Annotated in this window: 12 protein-coding genes; 11 read left to right on the forward strand and 1 reads right to left on the reverse strand. The window is 67.1% G+C overall.

The genetic code is table 11. The features are described from left to right. Positions 1-3 precede the first annotated feature (3 nt). The 8 genes from Q8O14_03955 to Q8O14_03990 all read left to right on the forward strand — a co-directional run bounded on the left by Q8O14_03955 (position 4) and on the right by Q8O14_03990 (position 11,645). On the forward strand, positions 4-1,821 hold the full coding sequence (locus Q8O14_03955; protein MDP2359891.1) for a glycosyltransferase: 1,818 nt from the start codon (positions 4-6) through the stop codon (positions 1,819-1,821). Further along, positions 1,814-3,547, forward strand: coding sequence for a glycosyltransferase family 9 protein (locus Q8O14_03960; GenBank protein MDP2359892.1), 1,734 nt, complete (start codon positions 1,814-1,816; stop codon positions 3,545-3,547). The genes Q8O14_03955 and Q8O14_03960 overlap by 8 nt, the downstream gene beginning before the upstream one ends. Before the next feature lie 85 nt (positions 3,548-3,632). Continuing rightward, positions 3,633-4,250, forward strand: coding sequence for a hypothetical protein (locus tag Q8O14_03965; GenBank protein ID MDP2359893.1), 618 nt, complete (start codon positions 3,633-3,635; stop codon positions 4,248-4,250). Further along, positions 4,247-4,609, forward strand: coding sequence for a hypothetical protein (locus Q8O14_03970; GenBank protein ID MDP2359894.1), 363 nt, complete (start codon positions 4,247-4,249; stop codon positions 4,607-4,609). The genes Q8O14_03965 and Q8O14_03970 overlap by 4 nt, the downstream gene beginning before the upstream one ends. A gap of 133 nt (positions 4,610-4,742) precedes the next feature. After that, positions 4,743-7,328 carry a hypothetical protein gene (locus Q8O14_03975; GenBank protein ID MDP2359895.1) on the forward strand — a complete coding sequence of 862 codons (2,586 nt, stop codon included), beginning with the start codon at positions 4,743-4,745 and terminating at the stop codon, positions 7,326-7,328. Between the two features lie 543 nt (positions 7,329-7,871). Beyond that, positions 7,872-10,694 carry a tetratricopeptide repeat protein gene (locus tag Q8O14_03980; protein ID MDP2359896.1) on the forward strand — a complete coding sequence of 941 codons (2,823 nt, stop codon included), beginning with the start codon at positions 7,872-7,874 and terminating at the stop codon, positions 10,692-10,694. A gap of 72 nt (positions 10,695-10,766) precedes the next feature. Then, the gene (locus Q8O14_03985; protein MDP2359897.1) at positions 10,767-11,084 is read left to right on the forward strand and encodes a thioredoxin family protein; all 318 of its coding nucleotides are present in this window, start codon (positions 10,767-10,769) and stop codon (positions 11,082-11,084) included. Between the two features lie 12 nt (positions 11,085-11,096). Beyond that, complete coding sequence (locus tag Q8O14_03990) at positions 11,097-11,645, forward strand: TlpA disulfide reductase family protein (protein ID MDP2359898.1); 549 nt, start codon at positions 11,097-11,099, stop codon at positions 11,643-11,645. Between the two features lie 64 nt (positions 11,646-11,709). Here the strand turns inward: Q8O14_03990 and Q8O14_03995 are convergent, their stop codons facing one another. Next, positions 11,710-12,228 carry a YbjN domain-containing protein gene (locus Q8O14_03995; protein ID MDP2359899.1) on the reverse strand — a complete coding sequence of 173 codons (519 nt, stop codon included), beginning with the start codon at positions 12,226-12,228 and terminating at the stop codon, positions 11,710-11,712. A gap of 156 nt (positions 12,229-12,384) precedes the next feature. On the opposite strand from Q8O14_03995, the gene Q8O14_04000 reads away from it, so the two are divergent. From Q8O14_04000 to Q8O14_04010, 3 genes are all read left to right on the forward strand, one after another. After that, on the forward strand, positions 12,385-14,175 hold the full coding sequence (locus Q8O14_04000; GenBank protein MDP2359900.1) for an OmpA family protein: 1,791 nt from the start codon (positions 12,385-12,387) through the stop codon (positions 14,173-14,175). 359 nt (positions 14,176-14,534) lie between these two features. Beyond that, positions 14,535-18,731 carry a T9SS type A sorting domain-containing protein gene (locus Q8O14_04005; GenBank protein ID MDP2359901.1) on the forward strand — a complete coding sequence of 1,399 codons (4,197 nt, stop codon included), beginning with the start codon at positions 14,535-14,537 and terminating at the stop codon, positions 18,729-18,731. Positions 18,732-19,017: 286 nt separating this feature from the next. After that, positions 19,018-20,655: [Fe-Fe] hydrogenase large subunit C-terminal domain-containing protein (locus Q8O14_04010; GenBank protein ID MDP2359902.1), on the forward strand; the 1,638-nt coding region annotated here is incomplete at its 3' end.

Here is a 20,655-nt window from a genome sequence, read left to right on the forward strand (position 1 = left end):
GTGATGAGGCATCGCTGGCCGGATCTGGCCAGGAAGCTGGACGACCTGGACCCGGCCTCGGGTGGCGTCTGCCTGACGCAGGGCGGTCGCCGCCGCTTGCTGGTGCACGGTCAGAGCCTTGTCTCATCGGATCCGCGCCGGGAGGCGGAGCGGTGGGTGGATGCCGCGCTGGCCGGCTTTCGCGGCATCGCCGCGAAAGCGGATCAAGTACCTCGCGTGCATCTCTTCGGGCATGGGGTGGGATGGGAGGTGGCCGCTTTGCTGGAGCGCGGCGCACCGGAAGTGGTGGTGCATCCCGCCGAACCGGCCGTTCTGCGCTTCGCCCTGGAGCATTGGGAATGCCCCCAGGCGCTGGCTGATCCGCGGGTGACCTTCGCCGCGACGCGGCGAGACTGCGCGGGCCTCGCCCGCCCGGGCGACCTGGCTCTGGAGACGCCCCTCTGGCGGCGCCTCTTCGCGGAGGAGGTGGCGGCGCGCCGGGCGACGGCCGGCCTGCTGCGCTCGGCGGAGTTGCGCCTGCGCATCCTGGTGGTGGAACCCTTCTATGGAGGCAGCCTGCCCATGGCCCGCAGCGCCGCCGCGGCCCTGCGGGCCTTGGGCCACGACGTCCGCTCCCTCTCCTTCGAGGGCATGGCCGGCGCCCGCGAGACGCTCCATGCCTTCTCTGATCGTCATCCGGGCGCCCAGGCTTTGGCGGCCGAGTTCACCCGCCTGATGGGACACATGGTGCTCGTCGAGTCCCGGGCCTTCGGCCCGGACCTCGTGCTCGGCCTCGCCCAGAGTCCCTTCACGCCGGAAGCATCCCGTGAGCTGAGGTCGGCGGGCATCCGCACCGCCTTCTGGTTCGTGGAGGATTGGGAGACGCTTGATTACTGGAGGGGCCTGCACGGCCACTTCGATTTCTTCCTGCCCATCCAACGCGGCCGATTCCAGGAAAAGCTGGCCGGCCTGGCCTCGACCCCCGTCCGCTACCTGCCCGCCTGCGCCGACCCCGACCACTATCGCCCCGAAGAATGGGGCGAGGGCGAGCCGCCGGTCCTCAGCTTCGTCGGCGCCGGCTACCACAACCGCGAGCGCCTCTTCCTGGAGTTGCTCGATCTGCCCCTGCGCATCTGGGGCTCGGACTGGCGCGCTTCCGGCCCCGTGAGCCGCCTCCTCCAGAACGGTGGCCGCCGCACCACCGCCGCCGAGAACCGCCGCATCTACGCCAACAGCCTCATCAACCTCAACCTCCACTCCTCCACCTACCACGCCGGAATCAACCCCGATGGCGATTTCGTCAACCCGCGCACCTTCGAGATCCTCGCCTGCGGCGGCTTTCAGTTGACCGACCGTCGCTCCCTCCTGCCGGAACTGCTGGAGGACGGCCGTGAGCTGGTTTGTTTCGACTCGGTGCGCCAGCTGCGCGAGCTGGTCGCCCACCATCTGGCGCACCCCGCCGAGGGACGGGCCATCGCCGCCGCCGGCCGCCGCGCCGTGCTGGAGCTGCACACCTACCGCCACCGCATGGCCGAGCTGCTCGAGTTAGTGCTGCTGGAGCAGGCCGACGTCTTCCCCCACGCCGCCCGCCGCCGCAGTCTGGACAAGGATTCCGCCGATCCGGAGCTGGCGGCCTGGCTGGCCGCGCTGCCGCCCGCCCTGCCCCGCGAGCTGGACGCCGTGGCCGACTGGCTGCGCCGGCGCCGGGAGCCGCTCGACGCCGCCGCGGCCACCATCCTCTACATGCAGGAGCTGCGGGATTGGGCGCGGGCCAAGGGCGTGGAGCAGGCCTACGAGCAGGCCCGCCTGCAGCGCGAGGGGAGGCGGGCGGAGCATGGATAGGATCCTCGTCATCAACTTGACGCGCATGGGGGACATCATCCAAACCAGTCCCCTCGTCTCCGGGCTGCGCCAGCGCCATCCGCGCGCCGAGATCGGCCTGCTGGTGCTGAAGGCCTTCGCCGGCGCGGCGCGCCTCGTGCCCGGGGTGGATCGCCTGCTCGAACTGGACCAGGACCAAGCGGTGGCCCGCCTGCTCGACCCCGACCGCTCCCTGGCCGCCCGCGCCTCCTGGTTCAGCGCACTGGCGGCCGAGCTGCGCGGCGAAGGCTGGGATCTCGTCTTCAACCTGAGCCACAGCCGCGACAGCGCCGTCCTGGCCCGCCTGCTGGCCCGGGGCGAGGTGCGCGGCATCGTGCTGCGGAATGACGGCCGCACCGTCGTCCACCACGACTGGGCGCGCTACTTCTTCTGTGTCACAGGCAACCGCGCCGTCAACTCCTTCAACCTGGTGGACATCTATCGCCTGGTGGGCGACTTGGGCGCGGGCGAGGGTCCCGCCCTTGCCCTGGAGGTCGGACCGGCCGCCGCGGCGCGCGCCGCGGAGCTGCTGGCCCACCTGCCGGCGGACGGGCGCCGGCCGCTGGTGATGATCCAGCCGGGCGCCAGCCGCGAGAACCGCCGCTGGCCGGGGGAACGCCTGGCCGCCGTCATGCGCCGCCTGCACGAGGAGCTGGAGGCGGCCTTCCTCCTGTGCGGCAGCGCGGGCGAGGCCCCCCTCTGCGCCGAGGTGGCGCGCACCGCCGCCGGACTGCCCCTGCTCGACCTGGCCGGCCGCACCAGTCTGGAGGAACTGGCCGCCCTCTCTTCCCGCGCCGATCTGCTCATCACCAACGACACCGGCACGCTCCACGTCGCCGCCGCCCGCGGCCTGCGCAGCGTCAGCCTCTTCTTCGCCACCGCCCTGCCACGCGAGACAGGGCCCTGGCTGCCCGGCTGTCTTGTCTTGCAAGCCGAGCTGGACTGCGCGCCCTGCAGCCACCAGGTGGTCTGTCCCCACGTCATGTGCCGCGAGCGGATTCCGGCGGAGGCGGTAAGCGGGGCGGCCCTGGAATTGTTGCGCCGCGCCGGCTGGCCGGCCCGGCCGCCGGCGGGCTGGGAATCGCTGCCCGGCGTGCGCGTCTTCGAGACGTGGCGCGACGAGCACGGCCTGCAGGACCTGCGCTTGCTGGGCCGCCGCCGGCCGGGCGCGGACGAATTGGCGGCCCGGGCCTACCGTGTGTTGTGGCGGAGCGGCCTGGGCCGGACCGCAGACAGCGGGGAGGCGCTCCCCGACGCGGAGACGGCGGCTTTCGACGAGTGGTTGGCCGATTGGGGCGATCCCCTGCCCGGGGCGGCGGCGGACATGGCGGAACTGGGGCGCGACCTGGCGGAACTGGGCGGAATGGCCGCCCGCGGAGCGAAGCTGGTGGAGCGGGTGGAGCGTGAGATGGTGCGGCCAGACCCTGATCCGGCGGTGCTGGCGGAGGCGGTGGCGGCCGTGCCGGAGCTGGACGACCGCATCTTCACCTTTGAGTTGAGCCGCCCGCTCCTCCGCCCGCTGGGCGTGCTCTTCCGCTTCGGCAAGGAGGAGCTGCGCGAGGAGGAGAGCCTGGCCGACTTGGGCCGCGGCACGCTGCACCTTTACAGGGTGCTCGAAGAACGAAGCGCCGCCCTGGGCCGGATCCTCGCCGCGCTGGGCGCGGCCCTGGCCGCGCGGCGGGAGGCCGGGCGGGAGGCGGCGGCCTGAGGTCCGTCCGGGTGTCGCGGGGAATGCCGATTTTGCGCGGGAGGCCGGACCGGGCCGTCCGTCCGGCACAGCAGGGGGGGGCGACATGTTGATCATCGTCAATGGCAGGCGCCGTCCGGAGCTGGAGGCCACCCTGGCCGGGCTGGACGCCGGCATGACCCTGGAGCGGGTCGGGGCCGAGCTCTTCCAGCGCGGCGAGCTGGTGGTGAGAGTGGAAGTGGACGGACAGGACCTCACGGGCCAGGACCGCGAGCTGTGGGGCGGGCGCACGGACGTGGCCGAGCTGCGCCTGGAGACGCAGTCGCCGCGTGCCCTGCTGGAGGGCAGCCTGCGCGTCAGCCGCGAATGGCTGCCGCCTTTGCGCTCCGAACTGGCCTCCTGCGCCGACCGCTTTCGCCGTGGTGAGGACGCCGCGGCCATCGACGCCCTCATCCGCGTGGTGGAGGGCCTGCGCCTGCTCTTCGTGGGCGTGGGGCAGATCCAGCGCCTGGCCGCCAACCAGGGCCTCTTCCGGGACACGGGCCTGCCCGAGGGCCTCGTCTCCGACTTCCAGAACGAGATCCCCCGCCTGCTGGACGAGATCATCCAGGCCCAGGAGCGCCACGACTGGATTCTCCTGGCCGATCTGCTCGAGTACGACGTGATGGACCGTCTGGCCCAGTGGGAGGAGACGGTGGACACCCTGCTCGGCGTGCTGGCGTGAGCCCCCCCGCCGCCCGTCAGGCCGCCCTGGAGGAGTGGATCGCCCTGGGGCGCGCCTTCCTCCTGGCCCATCGCCCCGGCGCCGAGCTGGACGCCCAGGCCCTCACCGACCTGCTCCAACGCCGCGACGAGCTGCTCCCCCGCATCGACCGCCGCGAGCCCATGGACACCGCCGAGGCGGAGGCCGCCCTGCGCCTCAAAGTGATCGAGGAGGAACTGGTGCGTCGAGTGGAGCAGGATCTGGAACGCCGCCGCCGCGAGCTGGACGAGCTGGACCAGACCCGTCGCCTCCTGCATGGCTACGCCACGGAGCGCGATGATCCGGCCCCGCCCGCCCGCTTCCTGGACATGAAGAGCTGAGCGGCGGCGCCGGCATCAGCGACTAGGACGGCGTGGAGGCCGGGCGACGCAATCCCCTGCTGGTCCCGCCTCGTGCCAGACACCATCCACCATCCAGGCTTGGCAGAGAGCGTGTGCTCCCATGGCGGCAGGCATGACCAAGCCAGGGATTCTCCTTGCTCCGCCCCGCCGCCTTTCCCTTCTTGCCGTCCGTATGACACCATGGGCCTTCATCCTGGCCACGCTGCTGCTCAGCGTATGCCACTCCACCTTGTCCACCGCCGCCATCCTGGAGGTCCCCGCCGGATTCACGACCATTCAAGAAGCCATCGATGCCAGCGCCGATGGCGACACAGTCCACGTGGCGCCCGGCCACTACCTGGAGCGGCTGGTCGTTCCCAATCGCAGCCTGACCCTGTGCTCCGACGATTTCTTCACCCAGGACAGCTCGGCCATCAACACCACCATTATCGACGGCAGTTGGCTGGGCACGGTCATCTTTGTCAACAGTCGTGGAACCCACACCTTCCGGCTGGAAGGGCTTACCCTTCAGCGTGGCATGGGCAACAACGTCTATGCGACGTGGTGTGGAGGGGCCATCACCCTGGCGGACGAGGCCAATGTGATTGTGCGCCACGTGGTGTTTCGTGAAAACCGCTCCCCTTCCGATGGAGCAGTAATGCGAGGCGCCTATGCTTGTGCACCTAATGACGTGACCCTTGAGGATATCCACATCAACGTGGACAGGGATCCCGGACTACCATATTCAAGTGATTCTCAAATCCTCCTAGGGACTATCAATTTTGTTGGAACAAAATGGCGGTTCACTCCCTGTGAATCTCCAACCGATTTAATTGAAGTAGGTGCAGTTTTCGCACAAGTCTCAGACGTACGGATTCGGGGCTTCACGCATGCAACTAAAGGAATGGGATTGGGAGGACGCCATGTATTAGCAGACAACATTAAAATTGATAGTTGCAGAGTATTGGGGAGACCAAATTACTACGGATCAATTCTTAGATTATCAGCAGGTATTGATAGTTTGATTGCAGAAAGAATTGAAATCACGAATTGTCACAATGAAGAGTCGTATGGAGATGCTGATGATACGATTCTACATTTGGGGGCAAACATAGGAATCATGAACCGGATCCTTGTTCGAAATTGCACCAGTGCCGCTGGGCCAATAGCTCGTATTACCGCCGGCTTTGGTATTGCGCGCAATGTCCTTTTCGAGGACAATGTGTGTGGATCGGACCCGGGCGATGTGGAATCCCATTGCCAAGGCGATTGCGGCGGAAGAATTCTCTATAGTAGTGGCATTTGCTTTGAGGACGGGGTGTTTCGACGCAACACATCGCATGTGTATCCCATGCACCAGGAAGGTTATGGTGTTTTGCAAGCCTACGGCCGTGGATTGGTTTTATTCGGGCAGTGCGGCATGTATCGGGATGTGGAGCACAATTTCTACCGCCGCTTGCGCTTTGAAGACAACGTGGTGGTGGACCACGACGACTACACGAATCCTGCGGTGAGGCGGGATCCCAACCTTGGGCGGGCATTCTATCTGTTCGTCCAGCCTGTGGGCTATCGGAACAACGTGCTGGTGGAGGACTGCCTGTTCCGGGGCAACAGCCAGGTGAATTCAGTTCCCGAGGCCCCCTCCGGCGATCCCATGCTGGACGGGCGGCAGGTGGGCAGCACCTTCGAGATTGATGCAGGATTGGGCATGACACCATGGCGCGGGCGGGTTTTCCTGAAGAACTTGCTGGTGGAGGACAATGACGATGGTGGCATTTATGCAGATTGCCCATCGCTGCTGGAAGTACAAAACGTGGTAGTGCGCAACAATGGTCGCATGGGATTGGGCTGCGTTGCTGACAGCATCAATTTGAACAATGCTTTTATAGCGGGGACCCAGAGATGGGAAGCACATTACACATACCCATATAGTGAGTATCATCCATCATTTCAGGCGGCCTTGATATTGCGTCATGTGTATGATGGGAATATTAGTAACTTGAGTTTGATTGACAATAACACAGAATTTATATTCTGGACCAACAGTGTTGATTTCCCGTCTTTCCCACATGTGGAGAATTCGATTGTATGGGGTAATGAGTTCGAGTATTTTACATTTCCTTGGTACAACGCAGCTGAACTTCCTCCTCCCGATTTCTCTTACTTGCTGTCGGATGTATATCAGCCTGGGGAAGGCAATTTGATCGGCGTGGATCCGGGTTTTCATCCAAACTTGGGTCCGCCCTTTTTGGCGGCCGGCTCCCCCTGTGTCGACGCCGGCGATCCGGATCCCGTCTGGAATGATGCGGAGGATCCGATGAATCCCGGCCATGCGCTGTGGCCGAGCCAAGGCGGCCTGCGCAATGACATCGGGTTCACGGGGGGTGCCCTGGCCGCGGATTCCGACACGGGCTGGGTTGCGCTGCCCCGTCCTTACGAACCTCGCACCCGGGCCAAGGACTTCACATTGGGCAGCCCCTGGCCCAATCCCTTCAACCCTGTGACGCGCATTCCCTTCACCTTGACGCGAGCGGACGTTGTCAAGCTCAGCGTCCACAATCTGCTGGGGCAGGAAGTGGCCGTGCTGACACACGGCTTGAGGTTTGCCGGTCGCCACGAGGTGCTTTGGAACGCCGGCCATGTGTCCAGCGGCGTCTTCCTGGTCACGCTGGAAGCGGCGGGGCGGGCGCAGACGAGGACGGTGACGCTGCTGCGGTAGGGCTGGGCGGACAGTCCAGGGACAGTCTGTGGACTGTCCCCTGCGTTGACACCACCCGGCGGGTTGTCCACACCGGGCGGCAAACCTTGCCGAGGTGTCCGACCATGGGTCGGACACCTGTTCCTTGGCACGGACACCATCCGGCCACCTCTCTCCCTGGAGCAACTCGTCGCCCGCCCGGCTCGACACCCATCCACAAGGAATTCCTCCAACTCCAGCGAGACGCACCCGTCGCCGGCTGTCCTGGCCAAGGGCCGTACATCCGGGCGGCACTTTCATCCAGGGTGTCCGACCCATGGTCGGACACCTGTGCGGCGGATCATCCACGGGGCGACCAGCCAGATCCCCCGCCCGCCCAATGGCCCATTCAGCCGAACGCGGCCACGTCCACGGGAAGCTCCGGCCCCTGTTCTTCTCTATATTGTGCTGCCGACCGCCGATGATGAGGCGTCAAGGTCAACGTTCATCGCCGCCGGCCCGTCGCCGCGCCCGTGCGCGGCCTTTTTATGCCACGCGAGGAATTCGGATACCAAGGAGAACGACATGAGCGGCCTCAGCAACCAGGATCGCGCCCGCAAGTGGTTCGAAGAGACGCGGCGCATCCACCTGAGTCCCAACCCCGACCTGCACAAGGTGGTGGCCGGTTACCGCAAGAGCCTGGAATTGATGCCGGGCGACCCGCAGGTGATCTACCACCTGGGCCTGGCCCTGCTGGGCAAGCGGGAGTGGAGCAACGCCGAGGAGCAGTTCCGCAAGGCCCTGCGCCTGCAGCCCCAGATGCCCGAGGCGAACTACCACCTGGGCCAGGCGCTGCTCCAGCAGCGACGCGCCGAGGAGGCCGAGCAGTGCTTCCGCAAAGCGATCGACGGCACGGCCAAGGAGAACCGCGGACCGCTCTATTTCACCCTGGCCATGGCCCTGCAGGGCCAGTACGAGCAGCTGGCCGCCCGCGACCGCAAGCAGGCCGACGCCAAGTTGAAGCAGGCCGAGGAGTGCTTCCGCCTGGGCCTGGAGCAGCAGCCGGAGGATCCGGCCGGCCTCTTCCAGTTCGCCCTCTTCCTCCAGAACATCAGCACCCTGCCCGGCCACGAGAGCGCCCTGGACGAGGCCGAGCGCCTGCTGGACGGCCTGCTGGCGCGACAGCCTGAGCAGCGCGACGCCCTCAACCTGCGCGCCCTCTTGCACAGCCGGCGCCAGCAGTACGCCGAGGCGGTGGCCCTGCTTGAGCAGGCGGTGGCGCTGGCCCCCGGCGACGCCGGCCTGCTCTTCAACCTGGCCCAGATGACGGAACAGGGGGGCGACCACGGCCGCGCCCGCGTCCTGCTGGAGAAGTGCCTGGAGATCCAGCCGCGCCAGCCCGGCGCCCTCAGCCGCCTGGCGGGCATCATCGCCCAGCACGAGCGGGACTGGGCCCGCGCCACGGCGCTGGTGGACCAGGGGCTGGAGCTGGCCCCGCGCGATCCTGTCCTGCTCTATCAGAAGGCGCTCATCATCAAGGAGCAGTCGGCGGAGCTGCCCGAGGAGGAGCGGGCGGCCGCCCTGGCCGAATCCCGCGCCCTGGCGGAGTTGGCCCTGGAGGCGCAGCCCGGCTTCCAGCCGGCCCAGGCGCTGCTGGCCGCCCTGGGTGGCGGACCCACCGGACAGGCGGCGCCCGGCGCCGCCGAGCTGGAAGAGCTGGAGCGGCAGCTGGCCGAGCGTCCCCAGGACGCCACGCTGAAGGACAAGGTGCTCCAGGGCCGTCTGGCGGCACGCCGCATGCCGGAGGCGCTCGCCCTCATCGAGGACCTGCTGCGCGAGCGGCCCGACGACCGAGCCCTGCGCATCAACCACGGCCTGGTGCTGTCCTACGTGGCGGGCCAGGACGGCGCCCGTATCGTCGAGGCGCGGGATTCCCTCCGCCGCGGCATCGAGGGGCTGGACGAGCCGGATTCCCCCGTGCTGCTGCGTCTGGCCCAGCTAGATATCATGCTGCGCGAACCCGAGGAGGCCGCCGATCAGTTGGCTGTCCTGCGCGGGCGTCACCCCGGCGACACGCGCCTGGACGAGGCACAGCTGTTGCAGCTTTCCGGCGTGGCGGCCCAGCAGAAGGGCCTGATGGCCGAGTCGGCCGACTTCTTCCGCGCCGCCGCCCACCTGCTGGACACCCGCCAGGCCCAGGGCGGCCAGGGCACCATGCTGGAGTCGGCCCTGCGCGAATCCTGGGGCAGCCTGGCCCAAGTGCTGGACCTGCTGCGCCGCGAGGACGAGGCGATCGAGGCCCATCGCCGCTGGTGCCAGGTGGCGCCGCGGGACGGCAACGCCTACTTCCGCCTCTCGGCCATCTACAACCGCAACCGTCGCTTCGAGGAAGGGCTGGAGACGCTGCGCCGGCTGGAGGAGATCGCCCCCGAGAATCCCGTCACCTACTTCTATCTGGGCCTCACCCTCACCGACCTGAGCCGTCACACGGAGGCCGAGAGCTGCCTGATGAAGGCCCTTGAGCTGAAGCCGGACTTCCCGGAAGCGCAGCAGCGCCTGCAGTATCTCCAGCAGAACCGCCCGCTGGTGGCGGCCTCCATCGAGGAGCTGGAGCAGAGCGTCAAGGACGATCCGGAGGACCTGGACGACCGCCTGCTGCTGGGCCAGGCCTACCTGGCGGCGCGGGAGTGGGAGAAGGCCGCCCAGCAGCTGGAAGTGGTGGCGGCCGGCGACGCCAAGAACCACAAGGCCCTCTTCGACCTCTCCAACGCCTGGCTGGCGGCGGGGGAGCGCGACAAGGCGATCGACTGCCTGATCCGCCTGGAGGAGCGCCTCCCCACCGACCCCGGCATCCGCTTCCGCTTGGCCGAGCTGCTCCTCGACAACGAGGAGGAGGAGTTGGCCGTGAAGGAATACAAGAACGCGGTGGACATGCAGCCCAACAACCCGGTCTTCCAGTTCCGCTACGGCGTGGCGCTCAAGGCGGCCGACCGCGAGGACAAGGCCGAACAGGCCATCCGCCGCGCCCTGGAGCTGCAGCAGAGCTTCCCCGCCGCGCACCACGAGCTGGGCTTGCTGGAATACACCAGCGAGCGCCACGAGGCCGCCCTCAAGAGCTTCGTCACCGCCTTCCAGCAGGACCAGCGCAACTTCCAGGCGCTCTACTACTGCGGCCTCATCCAGGTGGCCAAGCACAACGAGCGCGAGGCGCGCAAGTTCTTCCAGTCCGCCCTGGGCATCAATCCGGAGCACGGCGAGAGCCACTTCCAGCTGGGGCGCCTCTTCCTACTGGCCGGGCGGCCGGCGGACGCCCGCCGCCACTTGTCGCGCGCCTTGGAGATCTGGCCGGAGGACGCCTTCAACCGGCCCCAGGCGGAGCATCTGCTCGAAGAGGCAGGAAAGGCTTGATCTTTCATAGTGGGAACAATTCCTTGGGGGGCGCCGTTGGAGCGCCTTCAATCACCAGTGAGGACCGAGACGATGGCCGGATTGCCCAAGGTGACGGACGCGACCTTCCAGGAGACGGTGGCCGGCGGCGGCCTGGTGCTGATCGATTTCAGCGCGACCTGGTGCGGTCCCTGCAAGAAGCTGCATCCTTTGCTCGAGGACGTGCAGGCCGAGCGCCCCGATGTGCGCATCGCCCTGGTGGACATCCAGGAGGCGCCCGAGGCGGCCCGGACCTGCGGCGTCATGTCCGTGCCCCAGGTGCACTTCTTCAAGGAAGGGCGCGCCGTGGACAAGTTCATCGGCCTGCAGTCCAAGGCGAGGATCCTCGAACTCATCAACAAGAACTTGTAGAAGGAATTCCCCATGCTGAAGAAAGCCGTGATCCTGCCGGCCTTGGCCCTGCTCGTGCTGGCGGCCGTGACCTGCGGTGGCGCCGCCGACACCGCCAAGACCACGCCGACCGCCCCGGCCGCCGTGGCGCCCGTCGCCACCGCCCCGGCCGCTGGCGCCGCCATCACCCTGTTGAAGGGTTACGACATGGCCCAGACCAAGGGCAAGGTGACCTTCGTCGAGCTGTGGGGCGTCTGGTGCCCCCCCTGCATCCGCTCCATGCCCCACGTGCAGGAGATGTATGACAAGTACAAGACCAACAAGGATTTCAACCTGATGGTGGTGAACACCGGCTGGCGCGGCGACACGGTGGAGAAGGTGAAGGGCTGGCTGGCCAAGAACCCCAAGTACACCTTTCCCGTCTACTTCGACGACCGTCCCCAGGAGCAGCAGTTCGCCATGCTGCACCAGGTGAACAGCATCCCGCGCAGCATCATCCTGGACAAGAAGGGCCAGGTCAAGTACAACGGCCACCCCATGGAGATCCCGGCCGGCCTCATCGACCGGCTGCTGGCCGAGTAGTCGAACAGAACGGAAAAGGGCCGGCGATCGCCGGCCCTTTTCATGATGGGCGGTGGGCAGGGGATCAGCGCTCCTCGTCCTCGTCCTCCGCGTCGTCCTCCCCGTCGGGGCCGAAGCGGGCGTTCTCCTCCTGGACAGCCTCTTCCCAGGCCTCCATGGGGGAGATGTCGGAGTAGATCAGCTTCATCAGGATGTGCAGATGGTCGTCCATCAAGGCCAGATTGCCGCTGACGGCGTCATTGATGGCCTGGGAGTCCAGCCCGTGTTCCCGGCAGAGCAGGTAGGTGCGCAGGGCGAGGCTGCCCGTGGCCAGGTCCAACTCGAAATCCCCGTAACGCTGCCCCAGGTTGAGCCGTGTGATCAACTCCATCATGCCCCAGCGCCGCTCGGCGGGCACGCTGGTGGGCAGGAAGGAATAGAAGCAGAAGATCTCGGCCTGCTGGTCCCACACGGCGCGGCATTGCCAGGAGCCGTTCTCCCCCGTGTAGGAGGCGTCCACCGAGCTGTCCTCGGGGTAGAAACGATGGTCCCAATCGAGTTCGGAGAAGTACTCGAGGATGGTGTTGATCGGATTGGGACGCATGCCGGGCTCCTTCTTCCAGCTCCTGTGGGGCGTGTCCGTCTTATCGGCCCTTCGCTGGAATTGTCCAGTGGCAAAGCTAAGGTTTTTCAGCCTGCCCTCCTCCTCGCTCTTCTCTTCCTCTTGATGATGACAGGCGTCGTCCTGGGCGCGATCCTGGTGGCCGACTCTGGCGACGAGGCGCGCCGGGCCGGGCTGGAGGCCCTCCATGCCGGACGGCCGGCGACGGCCCTGGCCCATTTTCGCCGCCACGAGGAGGCCTGCCGCTGCGCTGAGGGGGCTTTCCTGGTGGGACGCGCCCTGCTGGAGCTGGCGGAGCCGGATTCCGCCCGCGCCGCCTTCCGTCGCGCCCTGGAGCGGGAGGCCGGCCACCAGGCGGCCCGCCTGCATCTGGCCCACGTCCTGGAGCGCCTGGGGCAGGGCGAAGCGGCGGCCGGTGAGAGGCGGCGCCTGGAGGAGGAGGGCCGCCGACGCGTAGCGCCGCGCCGCATGACCGATCGCGTCAACAGCGCCGCGGACGACTACCTGCCCCACCTGGGCGTGGACGGCCGCCGCCTCGTCTTCACCAGCAACCGGCCCGGCGGCATGGACGGGCAGGGGCGGGGCGGCGTCCATCGCGAGGATCTGTGGACCAGCGAACTGGGCGCCGATGGCCGCTGGCAGGTGGCCCGCCTGCTGGAGGGGATCAACACGGCGGATCCCGAGGGGGCGGCCAGCCTCAGCGCCGACGGCCGTCTGCTCGTCTTCAGCGCCTGCGATCGGCCGGGCGGATCGGGGGACTGCGACCTGCTGGCCGTGGGGCACGACGGGCGGGGCTGGGGAGCGCCGACGCCCCTGGCGGAGCTGAACAGCCCCGATTGGGACAGCCACCCCGCCCTGGCGGCGGACGGCTCCTGGCTGATCTTCGCCTCCAGCCGGCCGGGCGGCGTGGGCGGACGGGACCTGTGGATCAGCCGGCGCGACTCCCTGGGCCGCTTCGGACCGGCCTTCAATCCAGGTCCGCCCCTCAACAGCCCCGGCGACGAGGCCGGACCCTTCCTCCACGCTGATGGGCGCAGCCTCTACTTCAGTTCGGACGGACATCCCGGCCTGGGCGGCCTCGACCTCTTCCTCAGCCGGCGGGACGACCAGGGCCGCTGGGGCCTGCCCGTCAACCTGGGGCCGCCCCTCAGCACCGAACACCCGGACCTGGGCCTCTCCCTGGCGGGGGACGGCCGCCGGGCCGTCCTCGCCTCCCGCCGGGAAGGCCGCCCCGATTTGGACCTCTACGAGACGACCATGCCTGCCTGCTGCCCGGCGGAGCCCCGCTGGCTGGTGGCGGGCCGAGTGCGGGAAGAGGGCAGCGGGCGGCCACTGGCCGCGCGTGTCCGGGTTGAAGCGGTCGCAGCCCAGGGGGCCGGTCCCATTGAGCTGCTGGCGGATGCCGACGGGCGCTTCATGCTCATCCTCCCGCCGGGCGAGCACCTGCTCTTCGCCGACCATCCCGGCCACCTCTTCGCCTGCCGCCTGCTCCCGGTGGGCTGGCGCGATGACAGGCGGGGCGGGGCGGAGCCGACCCTGGCCGGTCCCGACAGCCTGTTGCTCGATCTGCCCCTCCTGCGGCCGGGCGCCGGCGTGGTGCTGGAGGCTTTGCGCTTCGAATTCGACTGCGCCGAGATCCGGCCCGAGGGTTGGCCCGTCCTGGCCAGGCTGCGGGACCTGCTGCGCGACCAGCCGACGCTGGGGCTCGATCTGCACGGCCACACCGACGAGGTGGGCAGTGCGGCCTACAACCTGGACCTCTCCTGGCGCCGAGCCGAGGCGGTCAAAACCTGGCTGGTGGCGGCGGGCATCGCGGCGGAGCGGGTGGCGACCCTGGGGCTGGGCGAGTCCCAGCCCCGGGAGATGGGCCGGGACGAGGCGGCCCGGGCCGCCAATCGTCGAACAGAGCTTTGGCTGAGACAATACTGAACTTCGGAAGTTCTCAAGCGAAGTTTGTTCCGCAACCCCGGGGAAACCCGGGCGAGCCACCCGGCTGCAATTGATCCAACCTAAAACCGGCTTCACCCATTTTAATCTTTCCGGACGGTTTATTGAGTGGCCCGATCCTTGCCCCCCAGACCTCGGCCGAATGTGCCGCGCCCGGCTCGATTGTTTGCCGGAAATGCCGATAGGGAGGGACGCCGGACGAGAGCCGCCCTGTCAGGGGCGCCCGGACGGCCGGAAACGACTCTTTTGCTTTCTGTAATACGTATGGATGTTGCGGCGTCCTTGCATGCTCCCTGCAAGGTCAACGGACATGTCGATGAGAATTCACCTGCGGAGGAAACATGGGAACGTCAGCTAGGAATCCCAGAACGCTGGCCGCTGTGTCCCTCCTGGTCTTTCTGGCCTTGTTCATGGCGCAGAAGGCCGGGGCGCAGGCCACCATCACCCAGGCGGTGGGAGTCAGCTCCACCGTCTACCTGGACATTGGTGGCCCGTACGGGTACACAGACCTGACAGCGGTGACGGGTGCCAATGATCTTGTCATCACCGACTCGGGAGCCGGTGGTGAATTGACAGTGGGCGGAACGGTCCGCCTCAGTCTGCCCAGCGCGCAGTGGGAATGGATCCCCACCGCCTGCGTGGCCACGGTCTCCGGTGGTGGCGGCAACGTCACCTTTGCCACTCCGGTCAACGCCCAGACCCTGGTGGCCACGCTCAACGTGGGCGCCATCCCGGCGGCAGGCAACATCACCTTCACGGTGCTGGCGGCACGCTGCGTGAGCACGGTCACGGCGGCGATTGATCCGACCGCCATCGCGGCCACGACCAATACCTTTGCCAGCATGACCAACGCGGTGTGGGGCACGACCATCGCGGCGGTGGCCGGACCCAGCCTCACCTTCACGACCCCCGCCAATGCCGGCGCCGACTCCACCGACCTGGCGGACGGCGATGGAGGCTGGGACTTCGACGCGGTCTACACCCTCGCCCTCCACAACACGGACGCCCTGGCGGACATCCAGCTGTGGTGGAGCGTGGATCCCCTCCTGACCAGCGTCAACGACGAGGAAGGTGCCTTCCGGGCCTTCCAGGACTCCTCCAATGTGGAGGTGCCGCTCTGGATCGACGTTTCCGGCGCTCCCACCACGGCCACGCCCCTCACGGCGGGTCTGGCGGACTGGGACGTCTACGGCGTGGAGTACTACCTCTATGCCACCAGTCTGGAGACGGGCTCGCGGAAGATCGGCCGCGCCGGCCCCATCCGCGTCTTCCACTATCCGACCAACAACCTGAACCAGGACGATCCCAACGCGGCGGATCCGACTTTCGTCTTCGCGTCGAACAACGCGGACTACCTGGATTCGGGCGGCCTGCTGGCCTTTGACGATGGCACCCAGGACGGTTCGGGTGTGGACAACGTCACCTGGAACCTCAACACCATCGACTTCGACCACAACGCCGACGTGCGCTTCTTCTACAGCACGGTGGCCTCCCTGACCGAAGCCAACCTGTTGCTGACGGGAAGCTACGGCAGCTACCAGGTCACCGGCCTGAACGGCGCCACGCTGATCCCCGCCTCCGCCACGCTGCAGGAGGACGTCGACTTCACCTTCAACTGGGACATCTACATCAGCGACACGGAGTGGATCCCGGCCGGCACCTACTTCCTCTACGTGGTGTCCAACGACGGCTACCGGCAGGACGTGGACGTGGCCTCGCTGCCCTACGTCGTCAGCCACAGCCCGCTGCTGGTCATCCAGGACCCCTACCCGGACGGCACCACGCCTGAGTTCGACCTGCGGCCAGACGTCAACCGCTTCTTCAACATCAACTGGGGCCTGACTGTGGCCGGCGACACCGACCCGGACAACAGCGCCACCATCTCCTTCTACCTGGATGCGGATGCCAACGGGGTAGCCGACTTCAACCAGTCCAACATCGCCACCCTCACCAACGCCACCACCAGGGTGGACGGCAACGTGGCCAACGGCGAGCTGATCTACACGGTCGCCCTGCCCGAGGACCCGGACGGCCGCCTGGACAACCTGGTGGACGTGGACATGTGGGCTTGGACGGAAGCCTTGCGCGCCTCCATCAATACCCGCGTGGCCGCCGGCGACAACCTCTTCCTTTACGGCATCATCAGCAGCGGTGGTGTCTCCCGCATCTGTACCTACGCCAGCGAAGACGTGGACTACGTGGTGACGGTTGGGGAGGATCTCACGGACGGCACCAACGCCTCCCTGGGCTGCACCAACGCTCCCAACGCCTTCATCACGGATCCCCCGCGCCTGGGCGCCAGCGTGGGCTGGGGCGAGGCCTACCGCATCGCCTGGGACTTCGCTTGGGATTTCGGCGAGACGAACCAGAACGTCCTGCTATACGTGAGCACCACCAACATGAACGCGGCGCCCACCTTCGACGGCACGTGGGGCACGGGCGTCGTCGGCTTGGTCGACCTGGGCGCGCACCTCTGGGTGGCCAACTCCACGGACGGCACGGTGGCCAACAACACGGGCACGGATTATGTGATCAGCGGCTTGAGCTACCATGAAAGCTATGACTGGCGGCCCCACACCATGACGGGCGCCTCGGTCGGCTCCGTGGGTGGCCTCAGCCTGGCCGCCGCAGTGACCAACAGCGCCAACCTGTACGTCTACCTCGTGTTGAGCAGCACGGCAGCGGGCAGCGCCCCGGCCAACGGCGACCTGGTGTTCCAGGCCCCCGGCCCGCTCTTCCTCACCAGCGACGCCGGCAACACCGAATTCGGCTACCAGATGCTGCCCAACCGCATGACCGTGACCCAGGGCCAGGAAGTTCCCTTCCGCATCTACGCCGACTCCGGCGTGCCCACGGCGGAAATCGCCACCGTCTACATGAGCTGCGACACCACCTATTGGGACATCGTCACACCGACCGCCCCCTTCACCTTGAACACGGTGATCCACACGGCGGCCCGCGTGGTGGAGAACAGCAACGACAACGGCAACGTCTCCGGCGGGCGCCACCACCTGAACTTCGTCTACGGAGCCATGGGCGCTCCCGACGCCAACCTGGACGGTGGCAGCCTGCTGGCCACCCTCACCCTGCGCGCCAAGCACAGCGGCATCGTCAACCCCATCGACACGGAGCTCTATTTCGACCAGAATCCGCCCGCGGGACGCTGGACGACCTTCATCGACGGGAACGGCAACTACATGCCGGTGCTGGTGCAACTGCCTGCCGCCCGCGCCACCAACTACCCCTTGGGCGAGCTGCAGGGCAACGTGGAACTGCAGGGCATCAACGACTTCTCCAGCATGGTGGCCACCATCAGCGTCTCCCCCAGCGGCGCCATCCAGGGCGTCGAGGCATGGGACACACTCTTCGGCAGCACCAACGACACCAACCTGGCCCTGCCCGGCGTCCAGGTCGTGCTGGACCAGGCGGGCCACTACCACCTGCGCAACGTGCCCAACGGCCAGTATGATTTGACCGTCCACGTGGACGGCTGGCTGGACGGCACCATCGACGTGCAGGTGCAGCATGGCGACCACCTCGGCGACATCGATCCCATCTATTCGCAGCGGATCACTCAGGGACTGGGTCAGCAGCGCCTGGAGCTGTTGGCTGGAGATTGCGCGGGATACACCAACGAGCTGGGCCAGACCGAACCCGACAACCAGGTGGACGCCACGGACCTCACGGCCGTGAAGAACGCCTACAACACCCGCCCGGACAGCACGGCCTGGAACGGCCTTTGCGACTTCGAGCGGGTCTTTTCCGCGAACTGGATCCACATTCCCGACCTGGCACTGGTGAACGCCAACCAGGGCACGGCGGGCGTCCCGCTGGTCTACCGTCCGGTGGGCCGCGCCAACGTGGGCACCGGTTTCCGCATCGTAAGCGCCCCGGACTTCGTGACGGCCGGCCAGGAATTCGGCATCGAGATCGAGCTGACCGACGCCGCCGATGTGCGGGCCCTGGACGTGCGGCTTCGTCATCCGGAGCTGGCGCTGGTGGGCGTGGAGATGGATCAGGTCCTGGGTTCCTACGCCCAGGCGGACTACCTCGTCAAGCAGGATGAGCGGGTCGTGATCCTGGCGGCGGCCAAGAAGGGCCAGCTGGTGGACGGCTTCATGGGCAGCGAGCGGGTGGCCACCGTGCGCCTCCGCGCCCTGAGCGACGGTCGTCCCCAGATGAGCCTGGTCGAGGGCACGCTGGTCAACAGCGGCTTCGAGACGAGCGACGCCCGCCTGGACAACTCGGCGGTCCTGCCGGCCGAGTATAGCCTGGGCGAGGCCTACCCGAACCCCTTCAATCCGGTCACGCACATCGAGTTCGCCATTCCCGAGAGCGGACTGGTGAAGCTGGCGGTCTACAACGTGCTGGGACAGCAGGTGCGCGAACTGGTCAACAACCCGCTGAACGCCGGCCGTCACCTGGTGCGTTGGGACGCCACCAACGACGCGGGCCTCAAGGTGGCCTCGGGCATGTATGTCTACCAGATCGAAGTGAACGGCTTCAGCCAGGCCCACAAGATGATCTTGGTCAAGTAAGCGCGCTTCGCATCCGATTTCAACGGACAGCCCCCGCCTCGGCGGGGGCTGTCCCTTTCAGGGCCATCCTCCTGCAACCGTTTGGCACCAGCACCGCAATCCCGTCACAGCTTGGACTCGCAGAGTGAATTCGCTTTTCACAGCAGCCGATAGACGCAATGTCAATCGCTTAACACACGAACCGTCCGACAGCGGCGGACGGAGTTTGCCGCCGAGAACGCGGAGGATCCCCCAGCGGGGCATCGCGAGGCCCGTTCTGGATCATCGCCAATACTCTGGAGGAGTCATGGAGGTGGAGTCCCACTTGTCTCGTCACGCGCTGCCGGCCGTCATAGAAGTGGACGCGGCAGCCTGCGTCAATTGTCACGCCTGCATCCAGGCCTGTCCAGCCAAACACTGCAACGACGTTTCGGGCGAGAAAGTGAGGATCCATGCCGACCGCTGCCTGGGCTGCGGGGCCTGCGTCAAGGCCTGCCAGCACAAGGCCCGCAAGCTGGTCGACGACACGCCGGCCTTTTTCCGGGATCTGGCCGCCTGCGTGCCCATGGTGGCGGTGGTGGCGCCCGCCGTGGCCGCCGTCTTCCCGCAGCGCTGGCTGAACTTCAACGGCTGGATGAAGCATCTGGGCGTGGACGCCGTGTTCGACGTCTCCTTCGGTGCCGAGTTGACCGTCAAGACCTACCTGGACCACGTGGAGAGGAACAATCCGAAGGCCGTGATCGCCCAGCCTTGCCCCGCCATCGTCAGCTACATCGAGATCTACCGGCCGGAACTGCTGCCCTATCTGGCCCCGGCGGACAGCCCCATGCTGCACACGGCCCGCATGATCCGCCAGTTCTACCAGCAGTACCGCAGCCATCGCATCGCCGTGATCAGTCCCTGCGCCGCCAAGAAGCGGGAGTTCATGGACACGGGGGTGGTGGACTACAACGTCACCTTCAACCAGCTCATCGAGGAGCTGGAATCACGCCGGCAGCGCATGGACAGTTTCCCCGAGGTGGACTACGACAATCCCCCCGCCGAGCGTGCCGTGCTCTTCTCCACACCGGGCGGCCTGCTCAAGACGGCGGAGCGTTGGAACCCGCGCATCGGCGATCTGACGCGCAAGATCGAAGGCCCGCATTGCGTCTACCATTACCTGGACAACCTTCCGCGCGCCATCGCCCAGGGCCACGCGCCACTGCTGGTGGACTGCCTCAACTGCGAACTGGGCTGCAACGGCGGCGCCGGCACGCCCAACCAGGGCGCCAGCCAGGACGAGATCGAGCACATGGTGGCCCAACGCTCCGAGTTGATGCGTCGCCGGCACGCGACGGAGATCGAAGGGCAGGAATTGACGGTCCACGAGCGGGTGGTGGGCCTGGTGGACCAGTACTGGCAGCCCGGGCTCTACAAGCGCAGCTACCGGGACCGTAGCTCCAACAACACCGTGCGGCGACCCGGCCCGGCACAGGTCAAGGTCATCTACGAGGAAATGGAGAAGCACGGCAAGGAAGACATCATGGACTGCGGCGCCTGCGGCTACGGGCGCTGCGAGGAGATGGCGGTGGCCATCCACAACGGGCTGAACCGCCCGGACAACTGCCATCTCTTCAAACAGCGGCGCATCGAGCAGCTTCTGCAGAACGCCAAGGAGATGGAGCGCATCACCGCAGCGGCCACCCAGCTCAGCGTCGCGGTGGAGCAGATGCACAGCTCCATCGACGAGATTGCCCGCAACGCCACGGAAGCCACCGGCCAATCCCAGCAGAGCATCGTGCAGGCGCGGCTGGCCGGGGAGGCGATGGCCACGCTCAAGCAGTCGGGCAACGCCATCGGCGGCCTGGCTAGCACCATTTCCGGCATCGCTGCCCAGACGAGATTGCTCGCGCTCAACGCCACCATCGAGGCGGCCCGGGCGGGCGACCTGGGGCGCGGCTTTTCT

The sequence above is a fragment of the bacterium genome (assembly GCA_030685015.1).
Lineage (GTDB): Bacteria > CAIWAD01 > CAIWAD01 > CAIWAD01 > CAIWAD01 > CAIWAD01.

Excerpts from the sequence above, each read along its gene's own strand:
- Q8O14_03955 (MDP2359891.1), top strand. The coding sequence starts at position 4 with ATGAGGCATCGCTGGCCGGATCTGGCCAGGAAGCTGGACGACCTGGAC.
- Q8O14_03960 (MDP2359892.1), top strand. The coding sequence starts at position 1,814 with ATGGATAGGATCCTCGTCATCAACTTGACGCGCATGGGGGACATCATC.
- Q8O14_03965 (MDP2359893.1), top strand. The coding sequence starts at position 3,633 with ATGTTGATCATCGTCAATGGCAGGCGCCGTCCGGAGCTGGAGGCCACC.
- Q8O14_03975 (MDP2359895.1), top strand. The coding sequence starts at position 4,743 with ATGACCAAGCCAGGGATTCTCCTTGCTCCGCCCCGCCGCCTTTCCCTT.
- Q8O14_03980 (MDP2359896.1), top strand. The coding sequence starts at position 7,872 with ATGAGCGGCCTCAGCAACCAGGATCGCGCCCGCAAGTGGTTCGAAGAG.
- Q8O14_03985 (MDP2359897.1), top strand. The coding sequence starts at position 10,767 with ATGGCCGGATTGCCCAAGGTGACGGACGCGACCTTCCAGGAGACGGTG.
- Q8O14_03990 (MDP2359898.1), top strand. The coding sequence starts at position 11,097 with ATGCTGAAGAAAGCCGTGATCCTGCCGGCCTTGGCCCTGCTCGTGCTG.
- Q8O14_03995 (MDP2359899.1), bottom strand. The coding sequence starts at position 12,228 with ATGCGTCCCAATCCGATCAACACCATCCTCGAGTACTTCTCCGAACTC.
- Q8O14_04005 (MDP2359901.1), top strand. The coding sequence starts at position 14,535 with ATGGGAACGTCAGCTAGGAATCCCAGAACGCTGGCCGCTGTGTCCCTC.